Genomic DNA, 26343 nt, shown 5'->3' with positions numbered 1-26343 from the left:
AGTCAGTTATATTATAGTATTTTTCGAAAAGAATCATGAAAAAAACATCATTATTAGGAGGAATCAAGGAGAATTTCCCTTCAGGACTCGTTGTATTTTTAGTGGCACTTCCATTATGTCTGGGAATTGCCTTGGCATCAGGAGCACCACCCTTATCTGGTATTATATCAGGTATTGTAGGTGGTCTAGTTGTAGGCGCTATGAGTAATTCGAATATTTCGGTTTCTGGTCCTGCTGCAGGCTTAACAGCTATTGTTTTAACTGCTATTACTGATCTGAGTGCATTCGAACTATTTCTTTGTGCAGGCATTATTGCAGGTATCATTCAATTGGTTTTAGGATTCATAAGAGCCGGCAGTATCTCGAATTATTTCCCCAACAATGTTATTGAAGGAATGCTAGCTGCAATTGGAATCATCATCATCTTAAAGCAGATCCCGCATGCACTTGGATTTGATAAGGATTATGAAGGCCATGAATCAATCTTTGACAAGGGTTTAAACTTCAATTATTTCACAGAATTGTTTGGAGCAATTCATCCTGGAGCTATCATTGTGACATTAGTTTCTGTTGGGCTCCTTTTACTTTGGGATAAAGTTCCTGTATTGAAAAGAATGAAAATGCTTCCTGGAGCTTTGGTTGCTGTAGTAACAGGTATCTTATTGAATGAGGTCTTCAAAATGACTGGAAGCGCATTGGCTATAAAAACTGAACATTTAGTTTCCCTGCCTGTTCCAAAAACTATTGATGATTTTAAAAACCTTATCATATTACCTGATTTTACCGGGTTCACAAATCCTAAAGTTTGGATTGTTGGAGCAACTATTGCTATTGTAGCCTCCATTGAAACATTGCTATGTATTGAAGCATCAGACAGATTAGATAAACAAAGAAGGATTACTGACACTAATTTAGAGCTAAAAGCACAGGGAATCGGAAACCTTATCAGTTCATTCATTGGTGGACTTCCGATGACTTCTGTTGTTGTAAGAAGTTCTGCAAACGCAAATGCAGGAGCAACATCTAAAGTTTCAGCAATGATTCATGGTGTACTACTTTTGGTTTGTGTGCTTTCTATACCATTTCTATTAAATTTAATACCTTTAGCTACTTTAGCTGCTGTATTAATTTTGGTAGGATATAAATTAGCGAAACCTGCTACTTTTAAACATTTCTGGCATTTAGGAAAATTTCAATTTATTCCATTTGTAGCAACAGTGGCAGCAGTGGTTGCAACGGATTTACTTAAAGGTGTAGGAATTGGTTTAGCTATCTCTGTTTTCTATATCCTGCAGGGAAATATGAAACGTGCTTATTATCTAAGTAGAGAAAAGCTGGATGATGCAGACGAAATTACAATAAAGCTTGCTGAAGAAGTATCCTTTTTGAACAAGGCGGCTATCAAAAAAACACTAAAAAACATAAAGCCAAATTCATCAGTAATTATTGATGCAAGAGGAACTTCTTATATAGCAACAGATGTTTTGGAAATGATTCAGGATTTCGCTAATATCCGGGCGAAAGAAGAAGATATCACTGTGGAACTTTTAGGTTTCAAAACATCATATCGAGATTACGAAAAAGATGAAGATTCTCATATCGTAATTACTCATAAAAGAGCCATGTAAACTCTTTAACATCAATTATTTTTTAACTAAAAATTCAAAAAACAACGAAATTAAATGAAAGCACATACATACGAAACTCAGTCGACGATTACTCCTGAAAAAGCATTAGACTTTTTAAAAGAAGGAAACCAAAGATTTGTAAACAATCTCAAAGCAAACAGGGATCTTCTGGAACAGGTAAATGCCACGCGTGAAGGACAATGGCCTTTTGCAGTGGTTTTAAGCTGTATAGACAGCCGTACATCTGCAGAGCTTATCTTCGATCAGGGACTGGGAGATGTTTTCAGCATCAGAATTGCCGGTAATTTTATCAATCAGGACATTCTTGGCTCAATGGAATTTGGCTGCAATGTTGCAGGCTCTAAGCTCATTGTAGTTTTAGGCCACACTAAATGTGGCGCTTTAAAAGGTGGACTGGATGCTGCACAAATAGAAGGAATGGGAATGGATAACTTAAACTATCTGATCAATCATTTTGACCCGATCATTAATGAAGTGATAGAAGAAAATGAGGAACGTTCTTCAAAGAACAGTTCGCTTTTGGAAAGATTAAATCAGCAGAACGTAAAAAATGCGATCGAGGATATCCGCAAACAGAGTTCAACACTTAAAAATCTTGAAGACCAAGGTAAGATCAAAATCATTGGAGCTAACTATGATGTTGAAACAGGTGTTGTTAGCTGGTTATAAGATATGAAAATTCATATTTCAGCTCCCAAAAAAATCAGGTCTATAAAATATGTTTAGATAAATTGATTGGGAATTAATTTTAAATGCATAACAAAAGACCATCGTAAACGATGGTCTTTTTTATTAATTCTTTCTATATCTTAAACGATAATTATTTTGCGTTGAAAGCTGACATTGTATTATTAATTCCGGCAAATACAAATGACAGACATGCTTTAGAAAATTTATCAATTCTCTCCGGAAGCTTCTCTCTCTCCTCTTCATTCCAGGTACCCAGTACATAATCAACCTGCCTGCCTTCTGAAAAATCTGCAGAGATCCCAAAACGAAGTCTAGCATAATTTTGAGTCTGTAACACTTCATTAATATTTTTAAGCCCATTATGCCCTGCATCAGAACCCTTCATTTTCATCCTCAGTGTTCCAAAAGGCAGCACCAAATCATCGGTCACTATCAATACATTTTCAAGAGGAATATTTTCTTTCTGCATCCAGTATTTAACGGCATTCCCGGAAAGATTCATGTAGGTATCCGGCTTTAACACCAGTACTTTTCTTCCTTTATATTTTCCTTCTGCCATCCACCCAAAATTCGTAGTATTAAAAGAAGCATCAAGAGTTTCAGCTATCTTTTCCGCAACTTTAAAACCTATATTATGACGTGTATTTTCATATTCAGGGCCTTTATTTCCCAGACCTACTATTAAATATTTCATTTGAAATTTTTTGCAAAATTAAGAGATAAAAAATAAAAAAACCCAATCCGATAAAGAATTGAGTTTATATATTGTTTATAGAATTATTATAAAGGTTTATAAACATAGTTTATTCCAAATCCTTTTGTTACGTAAGTTTGAGGATCATAATGATAATCTGTACTAAAAATAGCCGGCACTGGAATAGGAGTTGTAAGATCCGTAATTGCCATTCTTTTGGGACTGTTCGGCGAAAGTATCAAACTTCTTCTATCATTGATCTCAGTAGATAAAATAACTGATATTTTATACGCAAACGGAAGAAGTGTATATCCACTAATCTGATTATCAAAATTGGAATAGTCATAGCCAAGCTTAGCAGTAGGCGCACCAAATACACCACCAGCCATAGGCCCATATTGTCTTACAACTTTAGATACGTTATCTCCTAAATATTCATAAGTTGTTTCAGAATAGTTCGTATAATCAAAAGGATTTACATCCTCACCTGTTCTCATCGTAATCTTCGCCAATTTACTTGTTGTTGGGCTATAGACAAGATCATAAATAGTTTTTGTCTTTCTTAAAACGGTCCAGGGTCCCGGAGGAGTTCCTGGCGGTACGCCCGGAGTTCTGTCATATACAGTTCGTTTCTCAGAAATAGTTGTCAATCTTCCGTTATTACCATAAGTAAACATTTGTGTATATGATGTACTATCCACATCTAAAGTCCCGTCATTATCAGAATCAACAAATCCATTGAAATTAACGTTACTTAAATTGTTTCCACTAAACTGTACATCAGTAACAGAAGCTCCTTTTGTAAGAACTCTGGATAAAAGCAATCCGTTATAATGATATTCTGCAATAGTATCAGCATCTGTAATCTCTCTATATAGTGCTCTTGGTCCTGTTAATCCAGGATTGTTATGCATATCGATAAGTGGGTTACCATCTTCATCAGTCAGATCTTTACAAGAATGAATGGAAGAAAAACCAGCAAACAGTAAAATAAAATAGAAAAGTTGTTTCATTTCCAAGGGGGATTATTTATTTTTCCACAAATATAATTTTTTTTTAAATAAAAAGTATATATTTATTCATATTATAATAAAACTAGCAATTAAATAAAGGCACTATACTGCATTATAAATATATTGATAAAGAATAAGTTTAGTTATAAACACCCATAATAAATCCACGAATCAATCTTTTGATGCCGGTAACTGTAATTTAGGAATTTAATAAAATCTACCCTCATTAAAACATAAAAAAATCTAAAAGAAATATCTTTTAGATTTTTTATTTAATATTATCAAAATTAATACGGTTGTAATACTTGAGTCGTCAATACTGACTGAGCCATATCATCATTTAAGAAAGCAGTATTTACAGCTTTTCCTGTTCCTAAAGTTCCTGCATTAAGGTTTCTCTTTGTACAGGCAGCTTTTACACTGTAATTATTTTTAGGAGTAAGATTTGTGAGGGTTGCATTAAGATTAAAAATCTTATTTGTCCCGTCACCACCTACTAAAACATCCGTTCTTACAGCCTTAAGAGCATTATCAACAAAGATACCACATGCATAACTTATTGATGCATTTGCATTAGTTGTTTTTTGAGTAGTGGTCTGAAAAGTAAATACCACCTTATTCGTTGCATTAGTTATAGAAAAGGTATCAACTGCTCCTGCTAAAACAGTCCATGTCGCATCTAAAGCAACATTTTCAGTATAGGGTGCTGTTGATCCATTAGCCCCTGAAAAAGTTGCACCAACCTTATCAGAAACAGTATTTATAGAAAACAGGGCCATACTTCCTTGCCCGTCGGCAATTTTTATACTTTTCCAGTCATTACTTAATAAATCGGAATTATTGTGAAAAATCTCTCCGGCATTCCCTGCACTACCTTTTACAGCATCGGTTCCGCCTGTTCTTAGTTCCTTATTTACATTTAAATCTCCATTAATATCAAGTGTATTTACAGGGGTCGTTGTATTTATACCCACCTGAGCATTAGATAAACCAATAGCCAATAGTAGTGTTACTAAAAATATTTTTTTCATGATCTAGTTTAAAATTGTGTTAAATACCTGAGGAATCTCATATACATCAACCTTCAAAGAAGATTGAGCAATAAAGCTATCAATGTTAGTTGCTACGTTAATTCCTATTCCTAAAGTTATATTACTTGTATTATAAGATTGTAATCTTGAACAAGCGACACTAACAGTGTGTGTACCTTTCGTAAGATTTTGAGCAATTCCAATTTGGTTATGAGTTAAGAAAGTATTACTTGCACTACTTGCCTTAATATTTCCTTGTCTAAGATTTACCAATTTGTTATCGACAAAAATCCCACAGGCATAGTCAATTGAAGTATCTGTTGCACCACCTGCTGGAAAATTCGTATGAACTACTGTTTCAAACTGAAAATAAGTTTTACTATCTGTACTATTTACCTGAAAAGGTTGTGATAGAGAAGTGATTTTTTTAAAATTCGTAAAAGTACTAAAATCACCTCCTTTTGTAAAGCTTGTGGATCTGGTACTACCAGTAGTAGACTCTTCAGATCCAGTGAAAGTAACTCCAGTTCGATCTGAGAAGGAGTTATTAAATATCAGATAAAATTGATTAGGTTCATATTCAGGGATTCTAAGGGTTTTCCATATTGGAGGATAATTTTCTCCTTGTGAAACTAATATTTGCCCATTAGTTCCCTGAACGAGACTATTGTCTGTTGTATTTAAAACAACCAGTTTTTTACGAAGATTAACATCTCCATTTACATCTAATTTCGCTTTAGGTGTTACTGTTTTTATTCCTATCTGCGCAGAAAGAGATAGCCCTATTGATAAAAATAGGATTGATAATATATTTTTCATGAATTAATTGGCTTTGTAGGTTACATATTCAATAATGTCGATCTTTAGATCTGATTCCAAAGTAAATGCATTGGAAACTGTATTGGTATTCGAGATGTTACGTCCAATCGAAAATTGGCTATTAACATCAGACGTTGTAATTTTCCTACAAGCTACTTCAATTTTCTGAGGCCCTAAAGGAACATTTTGTTCAGTATAATTAAGCGTGAAGATATAATCCTGAAACCCTCCTTTAGCGGTATTATTTGTTGAAGAAACTTTGTCAGGACGAACAGCAACAAGTTTACCTCCTCTAAAAACTCCGCATGTAAAGCTTATATTTTGTGAAGTGGTAGCTGCAGGAGCTTTCATTTCAATTCCTGTCTGAAACTGATAGGTAATTCTGTTTCTTGGATTTTTTACCGTGAAATTGTTTTCAAGACCTTCAATCTTAACCCATTTACCTTTACCCGTATCCGTAATATCATCTCCCACAGTATTTGTGAAAATGTTATCACCTGCCACACCATTGGATAAAGTGGTAACACCTTTTTGATCCAGTGACAAATACGAATTAATCAGCTTGTACTGTCCTTCTTCCATAAAGGATACATTGATTGATTTCCAAACCGGAGGTAGATTTTCCCCCTGCGAAACTAAAACTTGACCGTTTAGTCCGGCATTTCCTATAAGAGCTGGAGTACCTCCTACTCTTAATTCTTTTCTTAGAGTGGTTTTCCCGTTAACATCGAGAGTCGAATTAGGGACATTTGTGTCAATTCCCACCTGTGCGTGCGCATAAACAGAGCAAAACACTGTTATGCAATAATAGATAGTTTTTTTCATAATAAGCGCCGCAAAGATACATATTTTTAATGTAAAACTCTATTATTTAATTATTTGTACCATAGAAATATAACTATAGGGTATTAGAATTCTTCATACAAAAAAGTAGAATTATCTTTAATACAGGGGAGAACCGAGCTATAACTCCAATATTGATTTAAGTAAAATATTTACTTCATCTACATTTTTCACCTTATCTTTTCGCATCATCAGGTTATTTCCTTCTTTTCCTATTTTTTCTTTAAGCTGAGCTTCTGATGGGTTTTGAGTTAAATAATTTATAATATGTTTAAACTTATCCGTCTGATAAAATTTATCTTGAGGGTTGCTTGGAAAATATCCTAAAAAGACCCCGTTTTTCATCACGATCTTTTCAAAACCAATGTCAGCTGCCAGCCATTTCAGAGAAACGCTTTTTAAGAGATTAATAGCTTCTTTTGGTAAATTTCCAAATCGATCAATAAGCTCTGATTCAAACTTTTGAAGATCTTTTTCATTATCAATTTCAGCAATCTTTTGATACAGCAATAATCTTTCTTCGGTATTTGAAATATAAAAATCAGGAAGCATCAGCTCCAAATCAGTATCAATATTGACTTCTTTTACAGATTTAAAAAGCTTTTGTCTATCTTCTTCATTTTCAAATAAATTTTCAAAATCTTCGTCATCCTTTAATTCCTCTAAAGCTTCCTGCATTAATTTCTGATAGGTCTCAAACCCCATTTCATTAATAAAGCCACTTTGCTCAGCTCCTAACAAGTCTCCGGCTCCACGGATCTCAAGATCCTTCATTGCAATTTGAAAACCACTTCCTAAATCTGAAAACTGCTCTATAGCTTCCAGTCTCTTTCTTGCATCGGAAGTCATCATATCATACGGCGGAGTGATCAGATAACAGAAAGCCTTCCTGTTACTTCGTCCCACTCTTCCTCGCATCTGATGAAGATCGGCCATACCAAATCTGTGGGCATCATTGATGAAAATTGTATTCGCATTGGGAACATCCACTCCACTTTCAATAATTGTTGTAGAAACCAAAACGTCATATTTCCCTTCCATAAAATCCAGAACATTTTTTTCCAACTGCTTTCCTTCCATCTGGCCGTGTCCGGTGATTACTCTTGCATCAGGAACCAATCTTTGGATCAATCCTGCTATATCTTTCAGGTTTTCAATCCTGTTATTGATAAAATAAACCTGTCCATCTCTTTGCAATTCATACGAAACAGCATCTCGAAGAATCTCCTCATTAAAGCCAATAATCTGAGTATCTACAGGTTGTCTATTTGGCGGTGGCGTTTTAATAACTGATAAATCTCTTGCTGCCATCAGAGAAAACTGCAATGTCCTTGGAATAGGCGTCGCAGTTAATGTCAAGGTGTCAACATTACTTTTAAGTGTCTTTAGTTTATCCTTAACAGAAACTCCAAATTTATGCTCCTCATCAATGATCAACAACCCAAGATCTTTAAATTTTACGCTATTGCTTGCCAATTGATGGGTACCAATAATAATATCAACTTTCCCATTTTTCAACCCCTCCAAAGTCTCCGATTTTTGTTTTGCCGTTCTGAATCTGTTAACATATGAAACGGTTACCGGAAAATCTTTCAGTCTTTCTTTAAAACTTCTGAAATGCTGAAATGCAAGAATTGTAGTAGGAACTAAAACCGCGACCTGTTTTCCATCTGTTGCGGCCTTAAAAGCCGCCCGGATAGCAACTTCTGTTTTACCAAAACCTACATCTCCACATACCAGACGATCCATTACCGTACTGGCCTCCATATCTGCTTTCACATCTAGAGTTGCTTTTTCCTGATCTGGAGTATCTTCATAAATAAAACTGGCTTCCAGTTCATTTTGCAGATAGGAATCGGGAGTATATGCAAAACCCTGAGCTGTCTTTCTCTGCGCATACAGTCTGATCAGATCAAAAGCAATTTGTTTTACTTTCGCTTTCGTTTTCTGTTTTAAAGATTTCCACGCCGGTGAACCTAATTTACTTAAAACTACTTCTTTCCCATCCGGTCCGTTATATTTGGATATTTTATGTAATGAATGAATACTTACATATAATAGATCTCCATTTTTGTACGTTAACTTAAAACATTCCTGAATTTTTCCATCATTATTTACCTTCACCAATCCCATGAACTTACCAATTCCATGGTCGATATGTGCAATATAATCCCCTATTTTTAAAGACATTAAATCCTTTAAAGTGAGTTGTTCGGATTTTGCAAAGGTATTTTTGGCCTTATACCTTTGATACCTATCAAAAATCTGATGGTCGGTATACACAGAAATCTTATGATTATTATCTACGAAGCCTTCGTGAAGTTCAGATTTAAAACTTTTGAAAATTGTTTCATGTTCCAACTCTTCAAAAATTGACTCCAGTCTTTCTTTTTGTTTTTCTGTTGAGAAAGAGATCCAGGTATCAAAACCCTCACTTTGCTTTTCTTCAAGATCCTGAATAAGCAATTCAAAATTCTTATGAAAAGAAGGCTGCGAAGTTTGTTCAATACTGATATCAAAAGTTTTCACACCCTCAATCCCGATACTACTGAAATCAATTGTTTTAAATTTTTTATAATCAAATAAAAACTCCTGATCAGAAATAAACAATTCCTGAGGCGTTCTATGAGCAATATCTTTACTTAATGTTTTATATTTCTCGAGCGATTTCTCATAAAAAGATTTAAGCTTTTGTAATCCTACAACTCCATTTCTAGAAATCACAAAACTTTCATCTGGCAGGAGCTGGAGCAAGGAAACTCTACTTCCTGAAACTGAAAAATTCATATTTGAAACCAATTGAAACTCCTTTACTTTATCAACTGAAAGCTGTGTTTCAATATCAAAAGTCTTGATGTTTTCCACTTCATTTCCAAAGAAAGTTATTCTATAAGGTCTTTCATTAGAATAAGAGAAGACATCTACAATCCCGCCACGAACAGAAAATTCTCCAGGTTCGGAAACGAAATCCGCCTGCTGAAACTGATAATGAGACAGCAATTCATCAACAAAGTCAAAATCCAATTGATCGCCTACTTTTATCTGGTGCGAAATCGCTTTAAAATCTTCTTTCTTAATAACTTTTTCTGACAAGGCTCCAATATAAGCAACAATTACTCTTGGAGATTTGCCGGAGTTTATTTTATTTAAAACCTCAGTTCTTAAAACCAGATTTGCATTTTGAGTTTTCTCAACCTGATAGGGTTCAAGATGGGTAGCTGGAAAATAAAGAACTTTATCCTTACCCAACAAATCTTCCATTTCCGTATTGGCATAAAGAGCATCCTCCTTATCATCTATGAGATAAAGAATATTCTTCTTTTGCGTAAGGAAAAGCTCAGCTATAAAAACAGAAGTTGAAGATCCTGCACTTCCTTTTACAGAAATATGCTGATGAGTCTCAAGTTGGGTGAAAATTTCTTTTCCAAACTCCTTTTGCAATAAATCGGGAAGAAATTTTTCTTTGATGGTCTTTAACTGCATAGTATATAGATATAAACGCCAAAATCGATTTCAGAACTTTTCCGAAACCGTTTAGTATGCAAAGATAATGAAAAGACAACATTTTGCGACTTTATCATTTTCGAAAACCACAAATAAAACTCACAAACAAAATAAATTTATTAAATTTTTAGAATTAATTATGTATTTTTAACAACATAACATCAAACAAAATATAATATGACTAAAAAATTACTATTTTTATTAAGCATCTTCCTTTTAAATCTCACTATGGCTCAAAGTGGTTTTGAGTATTCAAGGTCTTGGGGAACCTATTTCGGACCCGTGGGTGGAAGGTCATGGACTGCATTATTCGACACTAAACCTATACTTTTTGACTCTCAGGATAATATTTATGTAAAAGGATTAGTCACAGGAATCATCAGCTATAACACCCCCTATTATCAACAATTTAGCATAGGCAATGGTCAACCCTATTCATTTGGCTCAGGCCCTTATCCTCAGTCACTGTACAATGCAAAGTTTACTTCTGCAGGAAACCTCTCATTTTATGAGTATGATCAATTTCATCAAAATATTCCAGGCACTTTCCATAAGGAACTTATGTATATTGATTCACAAGATAACAAATACTATCAGTATCATTCCGGCGGCAATCTCCCGGTATCAGTAACTCCCGGTGTATGGATGCCTGCCACATCAGCGTATCCTTCTGTAATTCTTGCAAAATTATCAGCAAACAATACATTAATATGGGCTACATATCTTCCATCATTAGCAAGAATTACAACTGACGACTCTCAAAATGTTTATGTTTCAGGACTCACATATTCAGCACAGGACATAGCAACTCCGGGAGTCTTTCAGGAAAATTACCAGGTAATGACTATAGGTGGAGCCCAAATACCTAACGGATATCTAATAAAGCTAAATCCCAGTGGACAAAGAATATGGGGAACCTATTATCCAGGTTATGGTTCTGCAATCCAATATCATAACAACGGCCTATATATGATGGTAAGTCAAGAATTTGCATCTAATCAAATTTCAATTCCATCACCAGGTGCTTTTCAAACATTAAAATCAACAGGAGCAATTATGAAGATGAATGCGAATACAGGAACCAGAGATTGGGGGACCTATTATGGAGTAGGATTCGGAAATAATGGAATGACCAATTTTGAAGTCAACGACACTGGTTTATATATTGCAGGAAGAGACTATCTATCATCTGATCCAGCTACGAATAGTAACAATTATTATGGTACTCCTGGAAGTTACCAACCCCAAATGGCCGGAAATTCAGACATCTTTCTTAGTAAATTTGATCATTCCGGAAACAGAATCTGGAGCACCTACATGGGCGGAACGGGCAACGAAACCTCTCAAGGATCTCAAAAGCCCCTTGCAATTACAGGAAATGATATCTACGTCTGTGGTTTGACTTATGGAGGAGGAAGTAATATATCAACCCCTAATGTTTATCAACAGAGCCCTCAGCAAAATAACAGCAATTCGGTAAACCGATTTTTCGCAAAATTTAATTCAAGTGGCTCTCTTCAGTGGAGCTCATATTATGGTGGAAGTAGTGAAAGACTAAACGAACCTCTCAATATAGCGATCCACAAAAGTGCGTTATATCTTTATGGAGAAACTACGGCACAAACCGGATATACAAGTGAAGGCTGCTGGCAATCTCAGATTATCGATCCAAACCCAACAGTGGTAGGTCAAGAGAAAAATGTAACTTTTCTAACAAAGTTTGATATAAAAACATTAAGCACCTCTGAAACCTCACAATTCAATGATCTGGCACTTTACAATAATCCAAACAATGGAAACTTTACTCTCAAGGGCAACATCCTTGAAAAAGAAAACTACAAAATTAGTCTATATGATATTTCAGGAAAACTCATCTATGAGGAAAACATGCAAAAAAACAATGAACAGAAATTTGTACTTCAGAACAAACTCGAGAACGGAACCTATATAATAAGCATTACAAGAAATTCTGGAGATTTCCAGAAAAGCTTTAAAATGGTGGTTAAAAAATAAAACTAAAACCTCATTCTGCTCTAAATCCAAAAACAAATACCCTTGATTTTAATTCAAACACAAAAAACAATTAAAAACAATAAACATTTCACAATATTTATTAAATTTTTTAAAACAAAAGTTAAAAAAAAGCCTTTTTTATGACGTGGCATAATGTTTGGCAATTTGATCATTACCAAACATTAAAGATCGTATTATGAAAAAAGCAATTAAAATTTTAGGAATTTTCATGTTGATATTTTGTACTGTCATTACAATATCTTCATGTAGTGATGATGATGACCCAGTTAACAATGACTTCTTTGCAGGTACTTATAAAGGAACTGTTTCTTACAATGATGGAGGTTCTACCAACATTAACACTAACGATGGGAGCGTATTCGTTACAAAAATCGCAAGTGGCACAAAATATAATTTTGCATTCTCAAATAGTATTCCGGATCTCAATGGAATTGAATTTGAACAAAAAGGAGATCATACATTGGTGATGATAGGCTCAACAGGAACATCTTATATAAGAATAGATAACAACGAATTGAAAATACTCTTTATTAAAGATGGTAAAACGTGGACAGCTAATTGTACACGATAAAAATATCACACTTATTTACCGAGCCCGTTTCTATTCCAGAAGCGGGTTTTTTCGTGTATTACAATGAGCTTTAATGTTTTTTTAATCTGTAATAAACTTTAGTTAAGTTTCTGGAAGCTAGTTTTTTCAGCCTGTTTTTTGCATACCTTTACTTAACAAAACCAAAATAATATAATCCCTATGAAAAAATTATTAACGGCAATGTCACTGGTCTTAGGGCTAGGCCTTGCTACTGCTCAGCAAACTACTCCAGCAACTGCAACAAAAACAGCTCCGGTTAGTACTGTTAAAGTTAGTCAAGAAGCTCCAAAAACTTCAAAAACAACTGAAGCTAAAATGACTAAGCCAGCTGCGACTTCTACCTCTAAAGACGGAATGAAAATGAAAAAGGATGGAACTCCAGATAAACGATACAAAGAAAACAAACATTTAAAAAAAGACGGCACACCCGACAAAAGGTACAAAGCCAATAAATAAACTCAACATATAGTTGTTATTTTCATAATCAAATTTCGAAGAACCGATGAACTCATCATCGGTTTTTTTTATTTTCAAATTTCATTAAAATACCCTCAAATTCTTTAGTTATTTATAAATTTGAACCATGTTAAGCTTCCTTAAGAAAAATATAGCGCTGGCCTGGGCAAAAAAACATGTTCAAAAAGCCGAAGAATTCAAGAGAAATCCTGAAAGAGATCAGGAGAAATTACTTCTATCTTTGATCACGACTGCAAAAAAAACTCTTTTTGGAAGGGAACATGATTTTGAGAACATTCATTCTATAAAAGATTTTCAGGAAAAAGTTTCTATTGCTGACTATGAAGATCTAAAGCCCTATATCGAAAGAGTAAAAAAAGGGCAGGCTAATATTCTCTGGACCGACACTCCAGAATATTTTGCAAAAACCTCGGGAACAACTTCAGGATCAAAATATATTCCTATTTCTAAAGAGGCCATGCCTTTCCAAATAGCGGGTGCACAAAGCGCACTATTTCATTACATTGCTCAAAAAGAAAATGCTGATTTCGTTAAAGGAAAGATGATCTTCCTGCAAGGAAGCCCCGTGCTTGAAGAAGTTTATGGAATAAAGACAGGACGTCTTTCAGGAATTATAGCCCACCATATTCCTAACTACCTTCAAAAGAATCGTCTTCCAAGCTGGGAAACTAATATTATAGATGATTGGGAAACCAAGGTTGATAAAATCATTGAAGAAACTGAAAAAGAAAACATGACCTTAATTTCCGGAATCCCACCGTGGCTGATCATGTATTTCGAAAAGCTAACTGAGAAACACGGAAAAAAGATTAAACAACTTTTTCCTAATCTTCAACTTATTGTTACTGGTGGTGTTAACTATGAACCATACCGCGATAAAATGGAAGATCTTCTAGGAGGAGATGTTGATATTATTCAAACTTTTCCAGCTTCTGAAGGTTTTTTTGCTTTCCAGGACGACCACAAGAAAGAAGGACTTCTTCTTTTAACAAATCATGGTATCTTTTATGAGTTCATTCCTTTAGAGGAATATGGAAAACCTAACGCAAGAAGGCTTACCTTAAAAGACGTTGAACTGAATAAAGATTATGCACTAATTTTAACAACCAATTCAGGACTATGGGCTTACTCCATTGGGGATGTAGTCCGGTTTATTGATAAAAAACCTTATCGGATTTTAGTAAGCGGAAGAACCAAACACTTCACCTCTGCTTTCGGGGAACATGTAATTGCATTTGAAGTAGAAGCGGCCATAAAAGCCACTTTAGAAAAATACCCTGCTCAAATTATAGAATTTCATCTCGCCCCACAAGTAAATCCGGAAGAGGGACTTCCCTATCACGAATGGTTTATTGAATTTGAAAGAGAGCCTGGGGATTTACAAATTTTCAAAAACGAACTGGATGATCAACTAAGAAAAAGAAACACTTATTATGACGATCTTATTTCAGGAAATATCTTACAAAGGCTTCACATCAGTCCATTGAGAAAAAATGCTTTTCAGGAATATGCCAAATCTCAGGGAAAACTTGGCGGCCAGAATAAGACTCCAAGATTAGCAAATGATAGAAAAATTGCCGATTTATTAGAAATCTACAAATTTTAATCATATTTTTTCAATTCCAAAAACATATATTCAAAAAAAATTATAAATTTGAAAAACTAAATAAAAATAATGAAAGCATCTGTACTTTTAAAATCATCTTTACTGACATCTTTATTTTTTATCTCTTCATGTGCTACTACAAAATACAGTGAAGATGTTTCGAAAAATAATTACTCCAATCTAGAAGCAGGAAGAATGTACATTGTCACTATGAAAGACGGTTCTAAAAAACAAAAAATGTTATTTCGTAATATACAGGGTGATAATATTGTAGGAACTGCCGGAAAAAAAGACAGTACAGAGGTAATTATTCCTAAGGCCAATGTTGCTGCGGTTAAGGACAGATCAAGAGCAAGAGTAGCTGGAGGTGCCGTTATAATCGGTGCTGCCGCCGCTGCTGCTATCGTAGTAAGTGCTTCAAGAGCAGATTAAATAGATTTTATCTTTCAAAATACATTTGATTTATCATTTGAAAAATCAATAAGCTAATAGCTCTAAATAAATATTTAGAGCTATTTTTGCGTATGATTTCCTTTACTCCGTTAAAAACACTACAAAATATTGAATTTAGAAATCTTCTTACGGGAAGATTTTTTATCGTTTTAGCCTTCAGAATGCTTGCTACCTTACTTGGATGGTGGGTATATCAATTAACAAAAGATCCATTTTCAATAGGATTAATAGGTCTTTCAGAGGTCATACCAGCTGTTAGCTGCGCATTATATGCAGGACATGTAATTGATATGAATGAGAAAAAAAGGCTTTTATTAATTTGCAATTATGCCTATATATTCCTCATAGGCTTGCTTCTTATTCCTGCTTTTTTTGATGTTGAAATGCATTTTACAGGCCATCAGATCACCTATTTTATTTATAGTGTGATTTTTTTTACAGGAATCGCAAGAACTTTTATTGGCCCAATCGTTCCATCGATGATCCCAAAAATTGTAAAAAAAGAAAATCTACCTAATGCAGTAACTCTCAACCAGGCTACATTTCTGATATCTTCAGTGTGTGGACATGCAGCCGGAGGTATTTTGATAGGCTTTTTTGGCGTAAAATGGACATTAGTAGTTATTATCTTATTAATTTTCACAGCATCTCTCTTTTTCTGGCAACTTAAAAAACAACATTCTGAATATAAAAAAGACAGTGTAAATGTTATAGAAAGCATGCGCGAAGGTATTTCGTACATATTCAAGACCAAAGAAATTTTGGGAGCACTGTGTTTAGATATGTTTGCTGTCCTTTTTGGTGGTGCTGTAGCTATGATTCCGGTGTATGCTACCGATATATTAAAAGTAGGCGCAGAAGGATTTGGTTTATTAAATGCCGCATCAGACATCGGCTCTATGTGTATTATTACTACTTTATCAATCATTCCGTTAAGAAAGAACCAAGGGAAAATACTTCTTGCTGTGGTTACAGGATTTGGACTTTGCATAATAGGGTTTGGATTATCAAACATATACTGGTTATCATTTATGTTTTTGGTGTTAAGTGGGATGTTGGATGGAATTTCAGTTGTCATACGAGGCACTATTGTACAATTAAAAACACCAGATCACATCAGGGGACGCGTTCTGAGCGTAAATTCTATCTTTATTATGTCTAGTAATGAAATGGGGCAATTTGAAAGTGGATTATCCGCAAAGCTCCTTGGGGTAGTCCGTTCGGTCGTATTTGGCGGAACAATGACCGTACTTATTGCATTAATTGTAGGAAGCACCAATTCTAAACTAAGAAAAATGCAATATTAAACACATATTTACCGTTCTATTAAATAAATCTTAAAAACATTAATTGAAGATTAATAATTTTTTATATTTGTCGTATAAAATCCCCCCTTATGAAAAAAACTTTACTCACTTTTTATTTTGTATTGTTTAGTGTACTTATTTCTGCCCAGAGTAGTTACGAGAATACATTGAATCAAAAAGCAGAAAAAATATCGTCTGCAAAAACCGTCGCTGATTACGAAAAGCTTTTCAGAGAGTTTTCGGAATTAAAAAAATCCAGAGATCCTTACAGGTGGAAAGCGTATTATTATGCTGGCCTTGTATTATACAAGGAAGGTGAATTTATTATAAACAGCGGCAATAAGAAAGCAGATACTAGATATACTAACAGCCTCGCTGAAAAGTTTGTTGCAGGAAGTTTAGAATTACAACCTGATAATAAAGAAATCACTGATTTACTAAATCTTATTCGAGAGCAGAGAACAAAGTTTGAAGCCGTTAAAACTGCAAAATAGTTTTACAGTACAAATTTACTTCTATTTAAAAAAAAAATTATGAAAAAAACATTACTCTTTATAGCCTTTTTGGTATCTCATATTTTTTTCGCACAAAATAACGACTGCTCAACAGCAATACCTATCTGTAGTAATGCAGATATTACCCTTACACCCACTGGAACCGGAAACAGTGATGAAGGGAATGCAGGTTGTTTAGGCGGAGAAAACAACTCTATTTGGTTTACCTTCAGTACACTTACTGCAGGTACTTTGACATTTGCGATTGATCCTGTTAATAATGTGGATTATGACTGGGCTCTTTATGGCCCTAATAACACCTGTGCAGAGATTCAAACCATAATGCCACTCAGATGCTCTTATGATTCGCCATCACCTGGACAGTACATAACAGGACTTAACCTCACTTCACTTGATACATCGGAAGATGCAGGTACTGATAATTTAGGAAACCCATCAGATGGTATGGTAAAATATATCGATGTTCTGCCAGGACAAGTATATTATCTGTTAGTTGATCAATTTTCCGGCGCCAGCTCACAGTTTTCACTAACCTTCGGAGGATCTGCAGGATTACTTACTCCTTTTGGAGATCCTGTTTTACAGCCATATCCATTTGTTACACCTGGCCCAAATCATGATGGTATTCTTGACATTTGTAATTTAAATTTTGATTTCTCTACTTTGACTTCAGGAATATTAAATGGTAACCCTAGCTTCATTATTAAGTATTATAAAACAGCTACTGATGCTTTGGATGATGTAAATCCAATCATTGGCCAAACTGTTGTAAATCCAGCTACAACTTACACTTATGTTATCAGCTATTTTGACCCTACAAGTCCAGCCAGTTTTTTAAATAAGTGCAAAGAATTTGGAACGATAAAATTCGTAGACAGGTCATTCACACTCACTCCAGGATCACTTACTTCCTGTAGTAATAACAACTCCGGAACAGGAACCTATGACTTATCAACTGCAGACGTTGGTGCAGGTGCCATTCCTGGTCTGACATTTCAATATTATCCTTCACTAGCTGATGCTAATAATGGAACAAGTGAAATCACAAACCCTTATGTTTATGTTGCTCCTTCAGGATCTGCCTACGTAAAAGCAACCAATCAGTTTGGATGTACAGCAATAGCCGAAATCAAGCTAAACTTCCATCCAATTGTAACGGTATTAGAACCTACTATAAGATCTTGTTTTATTGAAACAAACCCTTCAACAGCATTGTTTAATCTTCCAGCTGCTATCGTAACATCTCTGTCTGGAACCACTAAAAAATATTACCCATCTATGACAGATGCTGTAAACGCTACAAATGAAATTTTGCCAGCCGCAGCCGCAGCATATGTAGCTCCGAACGGTGTTGTTTACGTTAGGGTATCAAATTCAAACAATTGTTTCACTGTTGCAAAGATTACCTTGATCGTATTACCTCCGGTAAAATCTACAGTTTTGGTTGATAAGATCATCTGTATGGAAGATAGAACAACTTTAGATGCAGGCCCTGGATTTGCTTCTTATTTATGGAGCACCGGTGCTACAACGCAGGCAATTACAGACGTCCCGGTTGGAACTTACTGGGTAAAATTAAAAACAGGAGAATGTATTACAACCCAAACAGTAACAGTTCATCCTACCGAACAACCAGTTATAACGAATGTAGATATTTCAACGAATACCATTACTGTAAATGTTATTGGAGGCACTCCACCTTATAAATATTCAATTGATAATATCAACTGGCAGGATTCAAATGTATTTAATAATATCCCTAGAGGAGATACTCAAATTTATGTGAAAGATTCTTATGATTGTGAACCTATTGACGTCACTGTTGTAGTTCCTAATTTAATTAATGTGATCACTCCTAATAATGATGGTATTAATGATGTAATTGACTATTCTGCGTTAGCAGGCAAGCAAAATTTAGTATTAAGCATATTTGACCGATATGGTGCTAAGATTTTCCAGGCTGATAAAACTAATGGCTATAAGTGGGATGGTACCACCAATGGAAATAAAAAAGTTTCAACTGGAACTTACTGGTACTCTGTAACCTGGAATGAGAATGACAAGAAAAATACGCCTATCAAATTCTCTAGCTGGATTATGGTTAAAAACAGAGAATAATCATATTTTTTTTTAATAAAAACCGCTTTTTCAAGCGGTTTTTATTAATTCGTGCGAATAATAACTTAAATATTTTGTTATTTTCGCTATTTTTGTTACATTAAATTCATTTCAAAATGAGAAAATTACTACTTATTTTTATTTTATTTTTGTCCCAATTATATTTTTCACAATCGGATTGTATTACTGCAATTCCGGTATGTGGAAACTCAGACATTTCATATATACCTACGGGCTCAGGGACTGTTGTTGACATCCCGGCTCCACCAAGTACTATTCCTGATGATCTTTGCCTTAAAGGTGGAGAAAAATATTCTGTTTGGTATTCATTTACCATAGCCACTTCAGGAACATTAACTTTTGAGATTACACCCAATACCATTCCAAATACTCCGCCAGGACCCAACAATGATGGCGCAGATTATGATTGGGCTGTATGGGGTCCTAGCCCTACCTGTGGAAACCTTGGAGCTCCTGTGACTTGTAATTTTTCTGCACGACTTCCTCCATGGCCTTACCCAACAGGGTTATCATCTACCCCTCCAAATCTAAGCTATAACACTCCAATGAATGTGCTAGCAGGTGAAAGCTATGTATTATTAGTAAGTAACTATAGCACTAATGCATTTGGATTTTCTTTAACATGGGGAGGAACAGCTACTTTAGCTTCCGCTTTCAATGACCCAGTACTAACACCTAATCCTTTTGTCACTCCAGGCGTTCCTGGCCCAACTCCTGATTCTCCTAATGAAATTTTAAAATGTGCGATTCCAGGTCCATTTGATTTTAATACACTTACTTCCGGAATCGTTAATGGTAATGCAAATTTTTCTGTTACTTATCATGATAATAACAATGATGCTATAACCGGAAATAACCCCCTAGCAAACCCTACAATTGTGGATGGAACCACAATTTATTATTACAGAGTCACTTATACTGATCCCACGAATCCTGATAATCCGATTAATAAATGTTTTATAACCGGTAAGTTTAAATTCAGACAAGGTAATATTATAGCCAAAGATGCTATTCTTTTTGAATGTAATAATAATGGGGCGGGAACTGCAACCTATAACTTAACATTGGCGGATACTTTTAGCGATCCTACTGCCATTAAGAAGTATTATCCTACGTTAGCTGATTTAAATGCTGGGACTAATCAGATTATGAATCCAGCAGCTTATGTTTCAGCTGAAAAGAAAGTGTATGTAAAAGTAACTTCAACAGAAGGATGTTCAGATGACTCTGAGATCACTTTAAAATTCCATCCTGTTGTGGTTGTTAATGACGCTACTATCGAATCTTGTTATATAGATACTAATATAACGACAGCATCATTTGATTTAACCACTGCCAATGTCTCAAATCAAGCACCGATTACTAAAAAGTTTTATACTACACTGGCCAACGCTGTCAGTGGAACAAGCCCAATAGCTAATCCTCTGGCGTACGTCTCTACTAACGGTGAGGTATATGTAAAAGTATTCAATGCTAACTTATGTTATGCTATTGCTAAAATTACCCTTAAAGTTTTACCTCCGGTAAAATCTAACGTTCTGAAGGATGTTACTATTTGTTTAGAAGATAAGACAACGTTAGATGCAGGACCTGGTTTCGACGGGTATGAATGGAGCACGGGAGCAACAACCCAAGCCATTACGAATGTACCTGTAGGATCTTATTGGGTAAAGTTAAAAACAGGAATCTGCTACACGGTACAGCAAGTAAATGTATATGCTTCGCAACAACCTGTTATTACGAGTGTTGATATTTCAAACAATACAATTACAGTAAATGTTTCAGGAGGCAAAGCGCCATATAAATACTCCCTAGATGGTGTTAACTGGCAGGATTCAAATGTATTCACAGGTCTTCCTAGAGGAGAAAACAAAATCTATGTTATAGATTCTTTTGACTGTACACCTATTGATATTCAAGTAACAGTTCCAAATTTAGTTAATGCTATCACTCCAAATGGAGACAACGTAAATGATTATGTAGACTACTCTGAATTAGGATACAAGAAAAATCTCGTTTTCATTGTTTATGATAGATATGGAAATAAATTGTACGAGGCTGATAAAATGAGAGGATACAGATGGGATGGTACTTCTGGTGGTAAAAAAATTATAACCGGTACTTATTGGTTCACGATCTCATGGAACGAAAATGATAAAAACAATACTCAAACGAATTATAGCGGATGGATATTGGTAAAAAACAGAGAATAATTTATATAATTAATCAAATCTAAAAAATCACCTCAATATTGAGGTGATTTTTTTATCAACATATTTTATCTTTTATTGGCGGTATTTTAGTACCTATTAAGAATAATTTGTTGAATACTATTTTTTAATTATTTTTTAAATAAACTATCTTTGCAACATGGCGCAGAAAGAAACATTATCATCTCTTACGCATGGAAACTTTGCGAAGGAACTGTCAATTGCTGATGGAAAAATGCCTCCTAATGCAGTAGATTTTGAAAGATTGATTATAGGAACTTTTTTAATTGATAAGAAAGGACTAGACCATTCCATTGACTTACTTACTCCTGAAGTTTTTTATGACCCCAGACATCAGGTGATCTTTACTACCATATTGAAATTGTATGAAGGTAACCATCCTGTAGATTTAATGACCATTATACAGGAGCTAAAAAAGGAGGAAAAACTACATTTAGCAGGTGGCGATCATTATATTATTGATCTAACGATGGGAGTTAGCTCATCTGCGCATATTGAATATCACGTTCGTGTTATTCTTGAAAAATATATTTTAAGAAGTTTAATTAACGTTTCTGCCAACGTTATCGACTCTTCATATAAAGAATCAACTGACGTATTTGAACTACTGGATAAAGCGGAACAATCATTCTTTGAAATTACCAACGGTACTATTAAAAAAGGTTTCGATACAGCAAATTCATTGGTAAAACAAGCTATTGATACTATTAAATCTTTAAAAGATAAAGAAGGCCTTTCAGGGGTTCCATCGGGATTCAGAGATGTCGATAAAGAAACAGGAGGTTGGCAAAATTCTGACCTTATTATTATTGCTGCACGTCCGGCGATGGGTAAAACTGCATTTCTTCTTTCCATGGCAAGAAATATTGCGGTAGGGCACAAAATCCCTATGGTTCTTTTCTCTCTGGAGATGGCATCAGTACAGCTTATCACAAGGATGATCGCTTCTGAAACAAGAATTTCTTCAGAAAAATTAAGGAAAGGAACATTGGATGATGAAGAGTGGCAAAGACTGTTCTCCAATGTATCCGAATTGGAAAATGCACCTCTTTTTATTGATGAAACTCCCTCACTTTCCATATTCGATTTCAGGGCAAAATGCCGAAGACTAGTTATGCAACATGGCGTTAGACTGATCATGGTTGACTACCTTCAGCTAATGACCGCGGGAGGTGGAGGAAAAGGAGGCGGAAACCGTGAACAGGAAATTTCTATGATTTCACGTTCATTAAAAGCTATTGCAAAAGAATTGAATGTACCAGTAATTGCGCTTTCTCAGCTTTCAAGAAGTGTGGAAACCCGCCCTGGAAAAAGACCTCAACTTTCCGATTTAAGGGAATCAGGAGCAATTGAGCAGGATGCCGATATTGTATCTTTTATATTTAGACCGGAATATTATAAAATTGCCGTTTGGGATAACGATGAGGAAGGACAGGAAAGTTCAACAGAAAATCAAGCAGAACTAATTATTGCAAAACACAGAAATGGTGCTACGGCAGATGTAAGATTATCATTCTTGAAACATTTTGCAAAATTTGGAGATGTAGAGGCTGCGATGGGAGGAGCTCCAGGATATCCCTCTAATTTTAATTCTAATGAACCTAGTGGTTTTGACAAGATAAAAACCACCATTCAACCAGGTGCGGCATTTGATCTTCCAGATAACTCTCAGCTCTCAGGATCTTCTATGAATGATTTTGATGATGATGATGATTTCCCATTTTAAATAATTAAATACAACCATTCTTACAGATCAGAAAGTTTTGAGAATTGAAATATATACCGACGGAGCATGTAGTGGAAATCCTGGAAAAGGAGGATATGGAATTCTGATGCGCGTTCCAGAAAAAAATTATCAAAAAACTTTTTCTAAAGGTTTCCGAAAAACAACAAATAACAGAATGGAACTTTTAGCTGTTATTACAGCTTTAGAAAAACTGAAATCAACAGAAAATGACATTCATGTTTTTACAGACAGTAAATATGTTTCAGATGCCATTAATCAAAATTGGATTTCAGGCTGGATAAAAAGAGGTTGGAAAAACGTAAAGAACCCTGATCTGTGGAAAAAGTTCGTTATCCTCTATAATCAGCACAGTCCAAAAATGCACTGGATAAAAGGACATGCCGGTCATTTCGAAAATGAGTTGTGTGATAAACTTGCAGTTGCCGCCGCAGCATCTTCTCATTTAGAAATTGACACCTTTTTTGAAGATCTTGAAAATAATTCCCTGTTTTAAAGAAAACTCCTCAAATGGAATCTATATCAGTATTTCCAACTATTCTACACCCTGAATTAGTTATTTCACTAGCTTAATTAACTTTTATTAAAATATTATTAATCTTTTCTGCAAAATTAACACTGAATACATATTTATTACTTAGGATTTAATATATTTACACGTCCAATTTTTAAACATCCTAATTAATGAATAAAAAATTACTATTTTATTTTACTCTGGTTTTATTCTGCTTATCCGGAAAACTCTTTTCACAAACTTATCAGCTCACAGGAAATCCCGTGAATACTACAGGTTGGACCGTAGTTCCTTCTGCAGTAGTAAATGGAGATTTTGTCATGCTTACCGATGACTTAACAAATAAATCCGGAGCTATAAAGCTTAATGATCCCATTAATCTAAAATACTGTGACAAATGGAGAATTGAATTTGATTTCAGAATGGATGGAAATGGAACATCTGCTGGAAGAGGAGATGGCTTTTCATTTTGGTATCTACAAAATCCTCCAATAACAAGTCAACTGGGCTCTGGTTTAGGAATCCCGCAAAATGCAATCGGCTTAATGATTGGTTTTGACCTTTACAACAATACAACAGCAGGTCAGATGAATAAAGTCCATCTTGCCTATGGTGTTGTACAAAATACCACTGATACAAACAATATCGAATATTTTAATACTCCCGGAAGTTCATTTCACTCTGCTGATCTAACGTCTACCCTTCCTTTGGTAGGCCCCACCTTTAAACATGTTGAGGTGACCGGAGAAGTGGATCCTGCAACACCAACTAACTGGATTATTACTTTAAAAATTGATGGAACCTCAGTCATTAACCAATCTTTTGCACCTGCCGGAGCAGCAGCAGCAATAACCCAGGGATATTTTGGCTTCTCTGCATCTACAGGAGCAGCATCTGTAAGAAACTCCATTAAAAATGTAAAGATATATACGGACAAAGTTGCAATATTACAAAACTCTGCAACACAATCTTTCTGTCCCAATCCTTCCACAGGGAACGGTGTTGTGAATTTAACTACATTCAATTCGCAGTTTGTAACTACACCAGCGAACTATACATTTACTTACTATGTTCTAGGTAGCTCAACACCAATTGCGAATCCTACCAATTATCAATTCAATGCCAATACAACGATATCCGTTGTCATAAAAGACAATGCAGGAGTCCTATGCGATAATCCTGACGGAAAAATACTCCTCGTTCTCGCTCCGTTCACAGCAAGTAATGTAACAATATCTGAATGTAACAATAATAAAGCTGGCATAGCAACATTTAACCTTGTAACAGCGCCTGTAACAGGAGTACCTGGCGTCATTAAGAAATTCTATAAAACGTTAAATGACCTCAACGCGGGAACCAATGAGATTACAAACCCAGCAACTTACACTTCTGCTCCAGGAATTGTTTATGTGAAAGTAACAACCCCTCAAGGCTGTACTGGAACAGCACAAATCACTCTTTCATTTCTTCCTGAAGTAGTTGCTAATGATGACACTATACGTTCATGTTTTATTGATACAAATATTACATCCGGTTTATTTAATCTAACCACAGCCAACATAACAACACAAACTGGAGTTATCAAAAAATATTATACAACCCTGGCAAATGCTGTAGGTGGTACTAACGAAATAGTAAATCCGGCAGCATATGTTTCCACTACCGGCGTAGTCTATGTTAAAGTAACTGATGCCAATAATTGTTATACTATTGTAAAGATCAATCTTGTTGTTTTACCTCCGGTACAATCCTCCGTTCTTAAAGATCAGACAATTTGTATCGATGAAACAGCAACTTTAGATGCAGGTCCGGGTTTTGATGGTTATTTATGGAATACAGGAGCAACCACTCAATCTATTCAAAATGTTCCTGTAGGAATTTACTCAGTTTTGCTAAAAACAGGAAATTGCCTTACCAATCAGATCGTAAGAGTAAAAGCAGCTCCACAACCTGTTATTACAAGCATTGATATTACCAACAGCACAATCACCGTCAATGTAAATGGTGGCACTCCACCCTACAAATTTTCTTTAGATGGTGTTACATGGCAGGATTCAAACATATTTTCAGGTTTATCAAGAGGAGAACATAAAATATTTGTTAAAGATTTTTACAACTGTAACCCTATTGATGTACAAATCACTGTTCCTAATCTTATCAATGCTATTACACCAAACGGAGATAACGTAAATGACTATATCGACTATTCTGCCCTTGCTTACAAAAAGAATCTGGTATTCATTGTTTATGACAGATATGGAAATAAGCTATATGAAGCCGATAAATTGAGAAATTACAGATGGGATGGCACTTCCGGTGGTAAAAAAATATCTACTGCTACTTACTGGTATACGATCTCTTGGAATGAAAATGACAAAAACAATACTCAAACAAATTACAATGGCTGGGTATTGGTTAAAAATAGAGAATAATAAAGAAAAGATCACTCCATTATTGGTAGTGGTCTTTTTTATTACTTAAGTTTTAT

The 26343-nt window shown here is 35.0% G+C and carries 20 protein-coding genes; 14 read left to right on the top strand and 6 right to left on the bottom strand.

Annotated features, from left to right (window positions below; genetic code table 11):
- The first annotated feature begins 35 nt into the window (after window positions 1-35).
- Both J7E44_RS13575 and J7E44_RS13570 read left to right on the top strand, forming a co-directional pair.
- Entirely contained in the window at window positions 36-1628 is a 1593-nt protein-coding gene (locus J7E44_RS13575; protein WP_214830711.1) for a SulP family inorganic anion transporter, read from the top strand.
- A 54-nt stretch (window positions 1629-1682) separates the two neighbouring features.
- The gene (locus J7E44_RS13570; RefSeq protein WP_214830709.1) at window positions 1683-2318 is read left to right on the top strand and encodes a carbonic anhydrase; all 636 of its coding nucleotides are present in this window, start codon (window positions 1683-1685) and stop codon (window positions 2316-2318) included.
- Between the two features lie 151 nt (window positions 2319-2469).
- On the opposite strand, the gene pth is transcribed toward J7E44_RS13570, so the two are convergent.
- The 6 genes from pth to mfd form a co-directional block, all read right to left on the bottom strand.
- Window positions 2470-3033 (bottom strand): aminoacyl-tRNA hydrolase, encoded by a 564-nt coding sequence (gene pth, locus J7E44_RS13565; RefSeq protein ID WP_214830707.1) that lies wholly within the window; start codon window positions 3031-3033, stop codon window positions 2470-2472.
- An 86-nt stretch (window positions 3034-3119) separates the two neighbouring features.
- Window positions 3120-4046 (bottom strand): hypothetical protein, encoded by a 927-nt coding sequence (locus J7E44_RS13560; protein WP_214830693.1) that lies wholly within the window; start codon window positions 4044-4046, stop codon window positions 3120-3122.
- A 287-nt stretch (window positions 4047-4333) separates the two neighbouring features.
- Window positions 4334-5077 carry a hypothetical protein gene (locus tag J7E44_RS13555; protein WP_214830691.1) on the bottom strand — a complete coding sequence of 248 codons (744 nt, stop codon included), beginning with the start codon at window positions 5075-5077 and terminating at the stop codon, window positions 4334-4336.
- Window positions 5078-5080: 3 nt separating this feature from the next.
- Window positions 5081-5896, bottom strand: coding sequence for a hypothetical protein (locus J7E44_RS13550; protein ID WP_214830689.1), 816 nt, complete (start codon window positions 5894-5896; stop codon window positions 5081-5083).
- Between the two features lie 3 nt (window positions 5897-5899).
- Window positions 5900-6721 carry a hypothetical protein gene (locus J7E44_RS13545; protein WP_214830687.1) on the bottom strand — a complete coding sequence of 274 codons (822 nt, stop codon included), beginning with the start codon at window positions 6719-6721 and terminating at the stop codon, window positions 5900-5902.
- 138 nt (window positions 6722-6859) lie between these two features.
- On the bottom strand, window positions 6860-10222 hold the full coding sequence (gene mfd / locus J7E44_RS13540) for a transcription-repair coupling factor (protein ID WP_214830686.1): 3363 nt from the start codon (window positions 10220-10222) through the stop codon (window positions 6860-6862).
- Window positions 10223-10420: 198 nt separating this feature from the next.
- Here mfd and J7E44_RS13535 point away from each other — a divergent pair, with 198 nt between their 5' ends.
- From J7E44_RS13535 to J7E44_RS13480, 12 genes are all read left to right on the top strand, one after another.
- Window positions 10421-12256 (top strand): T9SS type A sorting domain-containing protein, encoded by a 1836-nt coding sequence (locus J7E44_RS13535; protein ID WP_214830684.1) that lies wholly within the window; start codon window positions 10421-10423, stop codon window positions 12254-12256.
- 196 nt (window positions 12257-12452) lie between these two features.
- Window positions 12453-12848, top strand: coding sequence for a hypothetical protein (locus J7E44_RS13530; RefSeq protein WP_214830682.1), 396 nt, complete (start codon window positions 12453-12455; stop codon window positions 12846-12848).
- Between the two features lie 180 nt (window positions 12849-13028).
- On the top strand, window positions 13029-13325 hold the full coding sequence (locus J7E44_RS13525; RefSeq protein WP_214830680.1) for a hypothetical protein: 297 nt from the start codon (window positions 13029-13031) through the stop codon (window positions 13323-13325).
- A gap of 127 nt (window positions 13326-13452) precedes the next feature.
- Entirely contained in the window at window positions 13453-14952 is a 1500-nt protein-coding gene (locus J7E44_RS13520) for a GH3 auxin-responsive promoter family protein (protein WP_214830678.1), read from the top strand.
- A gap of 69 nt (window positions 14953-15021) precedes the next feature.
- The gene (locus J7E44_RS13515) at window positions 15022-15384 is read left to right on the top strand and encodes a hypothetical protein (protein WP_214830676.1); all 363 of its coding nucleotides are present in this window, start codon (window positions 15022-15024) and stop codon (window positions 15382-15384) included.
- Window positions 15385-15476: 92 nt separating this feature from the next.
- Window positions 15477-16712 (top strand): MFS transporter, encoded by a 1236-nt coding sequence (locus tag J7E44_RS13510; protein ID WP_214830674.1) that lies wholly within the window; start codon window positions 15477-15479, stop codon window positions 16710-16712.
- A gap of 89 nt (window positions 16713-16801) precedes the next feature.
- The gene (locus J7E44_RS13505) at window positions 16802-17206 is read left to right on the top strand and encodes a hypothetical protein (protein WP_214830672.1); all 405 of its coding nucleotides are present in this window, start codon (window positions 16802-16804) and stop codon (window positions 17204-17206) included.
- 39 nt (window positions 17207-17245) lie between these two features.
- Window positions 17246-19345: an FIDD domain-containing protein gene (locus J7E44_RS13500; protein ID WP_214830670.1), complete on the top strand. Its 2100-nt coding sequence runs from the start codon at window positions 17246-17248 to the stop codon at window positions 19343-19345.
- A 116-nt stretch (window positions 19346-19461) separates the two neighbouring features.
- Window positions 19462-21579, top strand: coding sequence for an FIDD domain-containing protein (locus J7E44_RS13495; protein ID WP_214830668.1), 2118 nt, complete (start codon window positions 19462-19464; stop codon window positions 21577-21579).
- 157 nt (window positions 21580-21736) lie between these two features.
- Window positions 21737-23323, top strand: a complete 1587-nt coding sequence (dnaB, locus tag J7E44_RS13490) for a replicative DNA helicase (protein ID WP_214830666.1) — start codon at window positions 21737-21739, stop codon at window positions 23321-23323.
- Window positions 23324-23360: 37 nt separating this feature from the next.
- Window positions 23361-23837 carry a ribonuclease HI gene (gene rnhA / locus J7E44_RS13485; RefSeq protein ID WP_214830664.1) on the top strand — a complete coding sequence of 159 codons (477 nt, stop codon included), beginning with the start codon at window positions 23361-23363 and terminating at the stop codon, window positions 23835-23837.
- Between the two features lie 188 nt (window positions 23838-24025).
- Window positions 24026-26287, top strand: coding sequence for an FIDD domain-containing protein (locus tag J7E44_RS13480; RefSeq protein WP_214830654.1), 2262 nt, complete (start codon window positions 24026-24028; stop codon window positions 26285-26287).
- Window positions 26288-26343 lie beyond the last annotated feature (56 nt).

Origin of the sequence: Chryseobacterium sp. ISL-6 (genome assembly GCF_018613715.1) — a bacterium.
Taxonomy (GTDB): Bacteria; Bacteroidota; Bacteroidia; order Flavobacteriales; family Weeksellaceae; genus Chryseobacterium; species Chryseobacterium paludis.
Note: the sequence above shows the minus strand (reverse complement) of the source record. Positions and strands in the feature narration are given on the sequence as shown.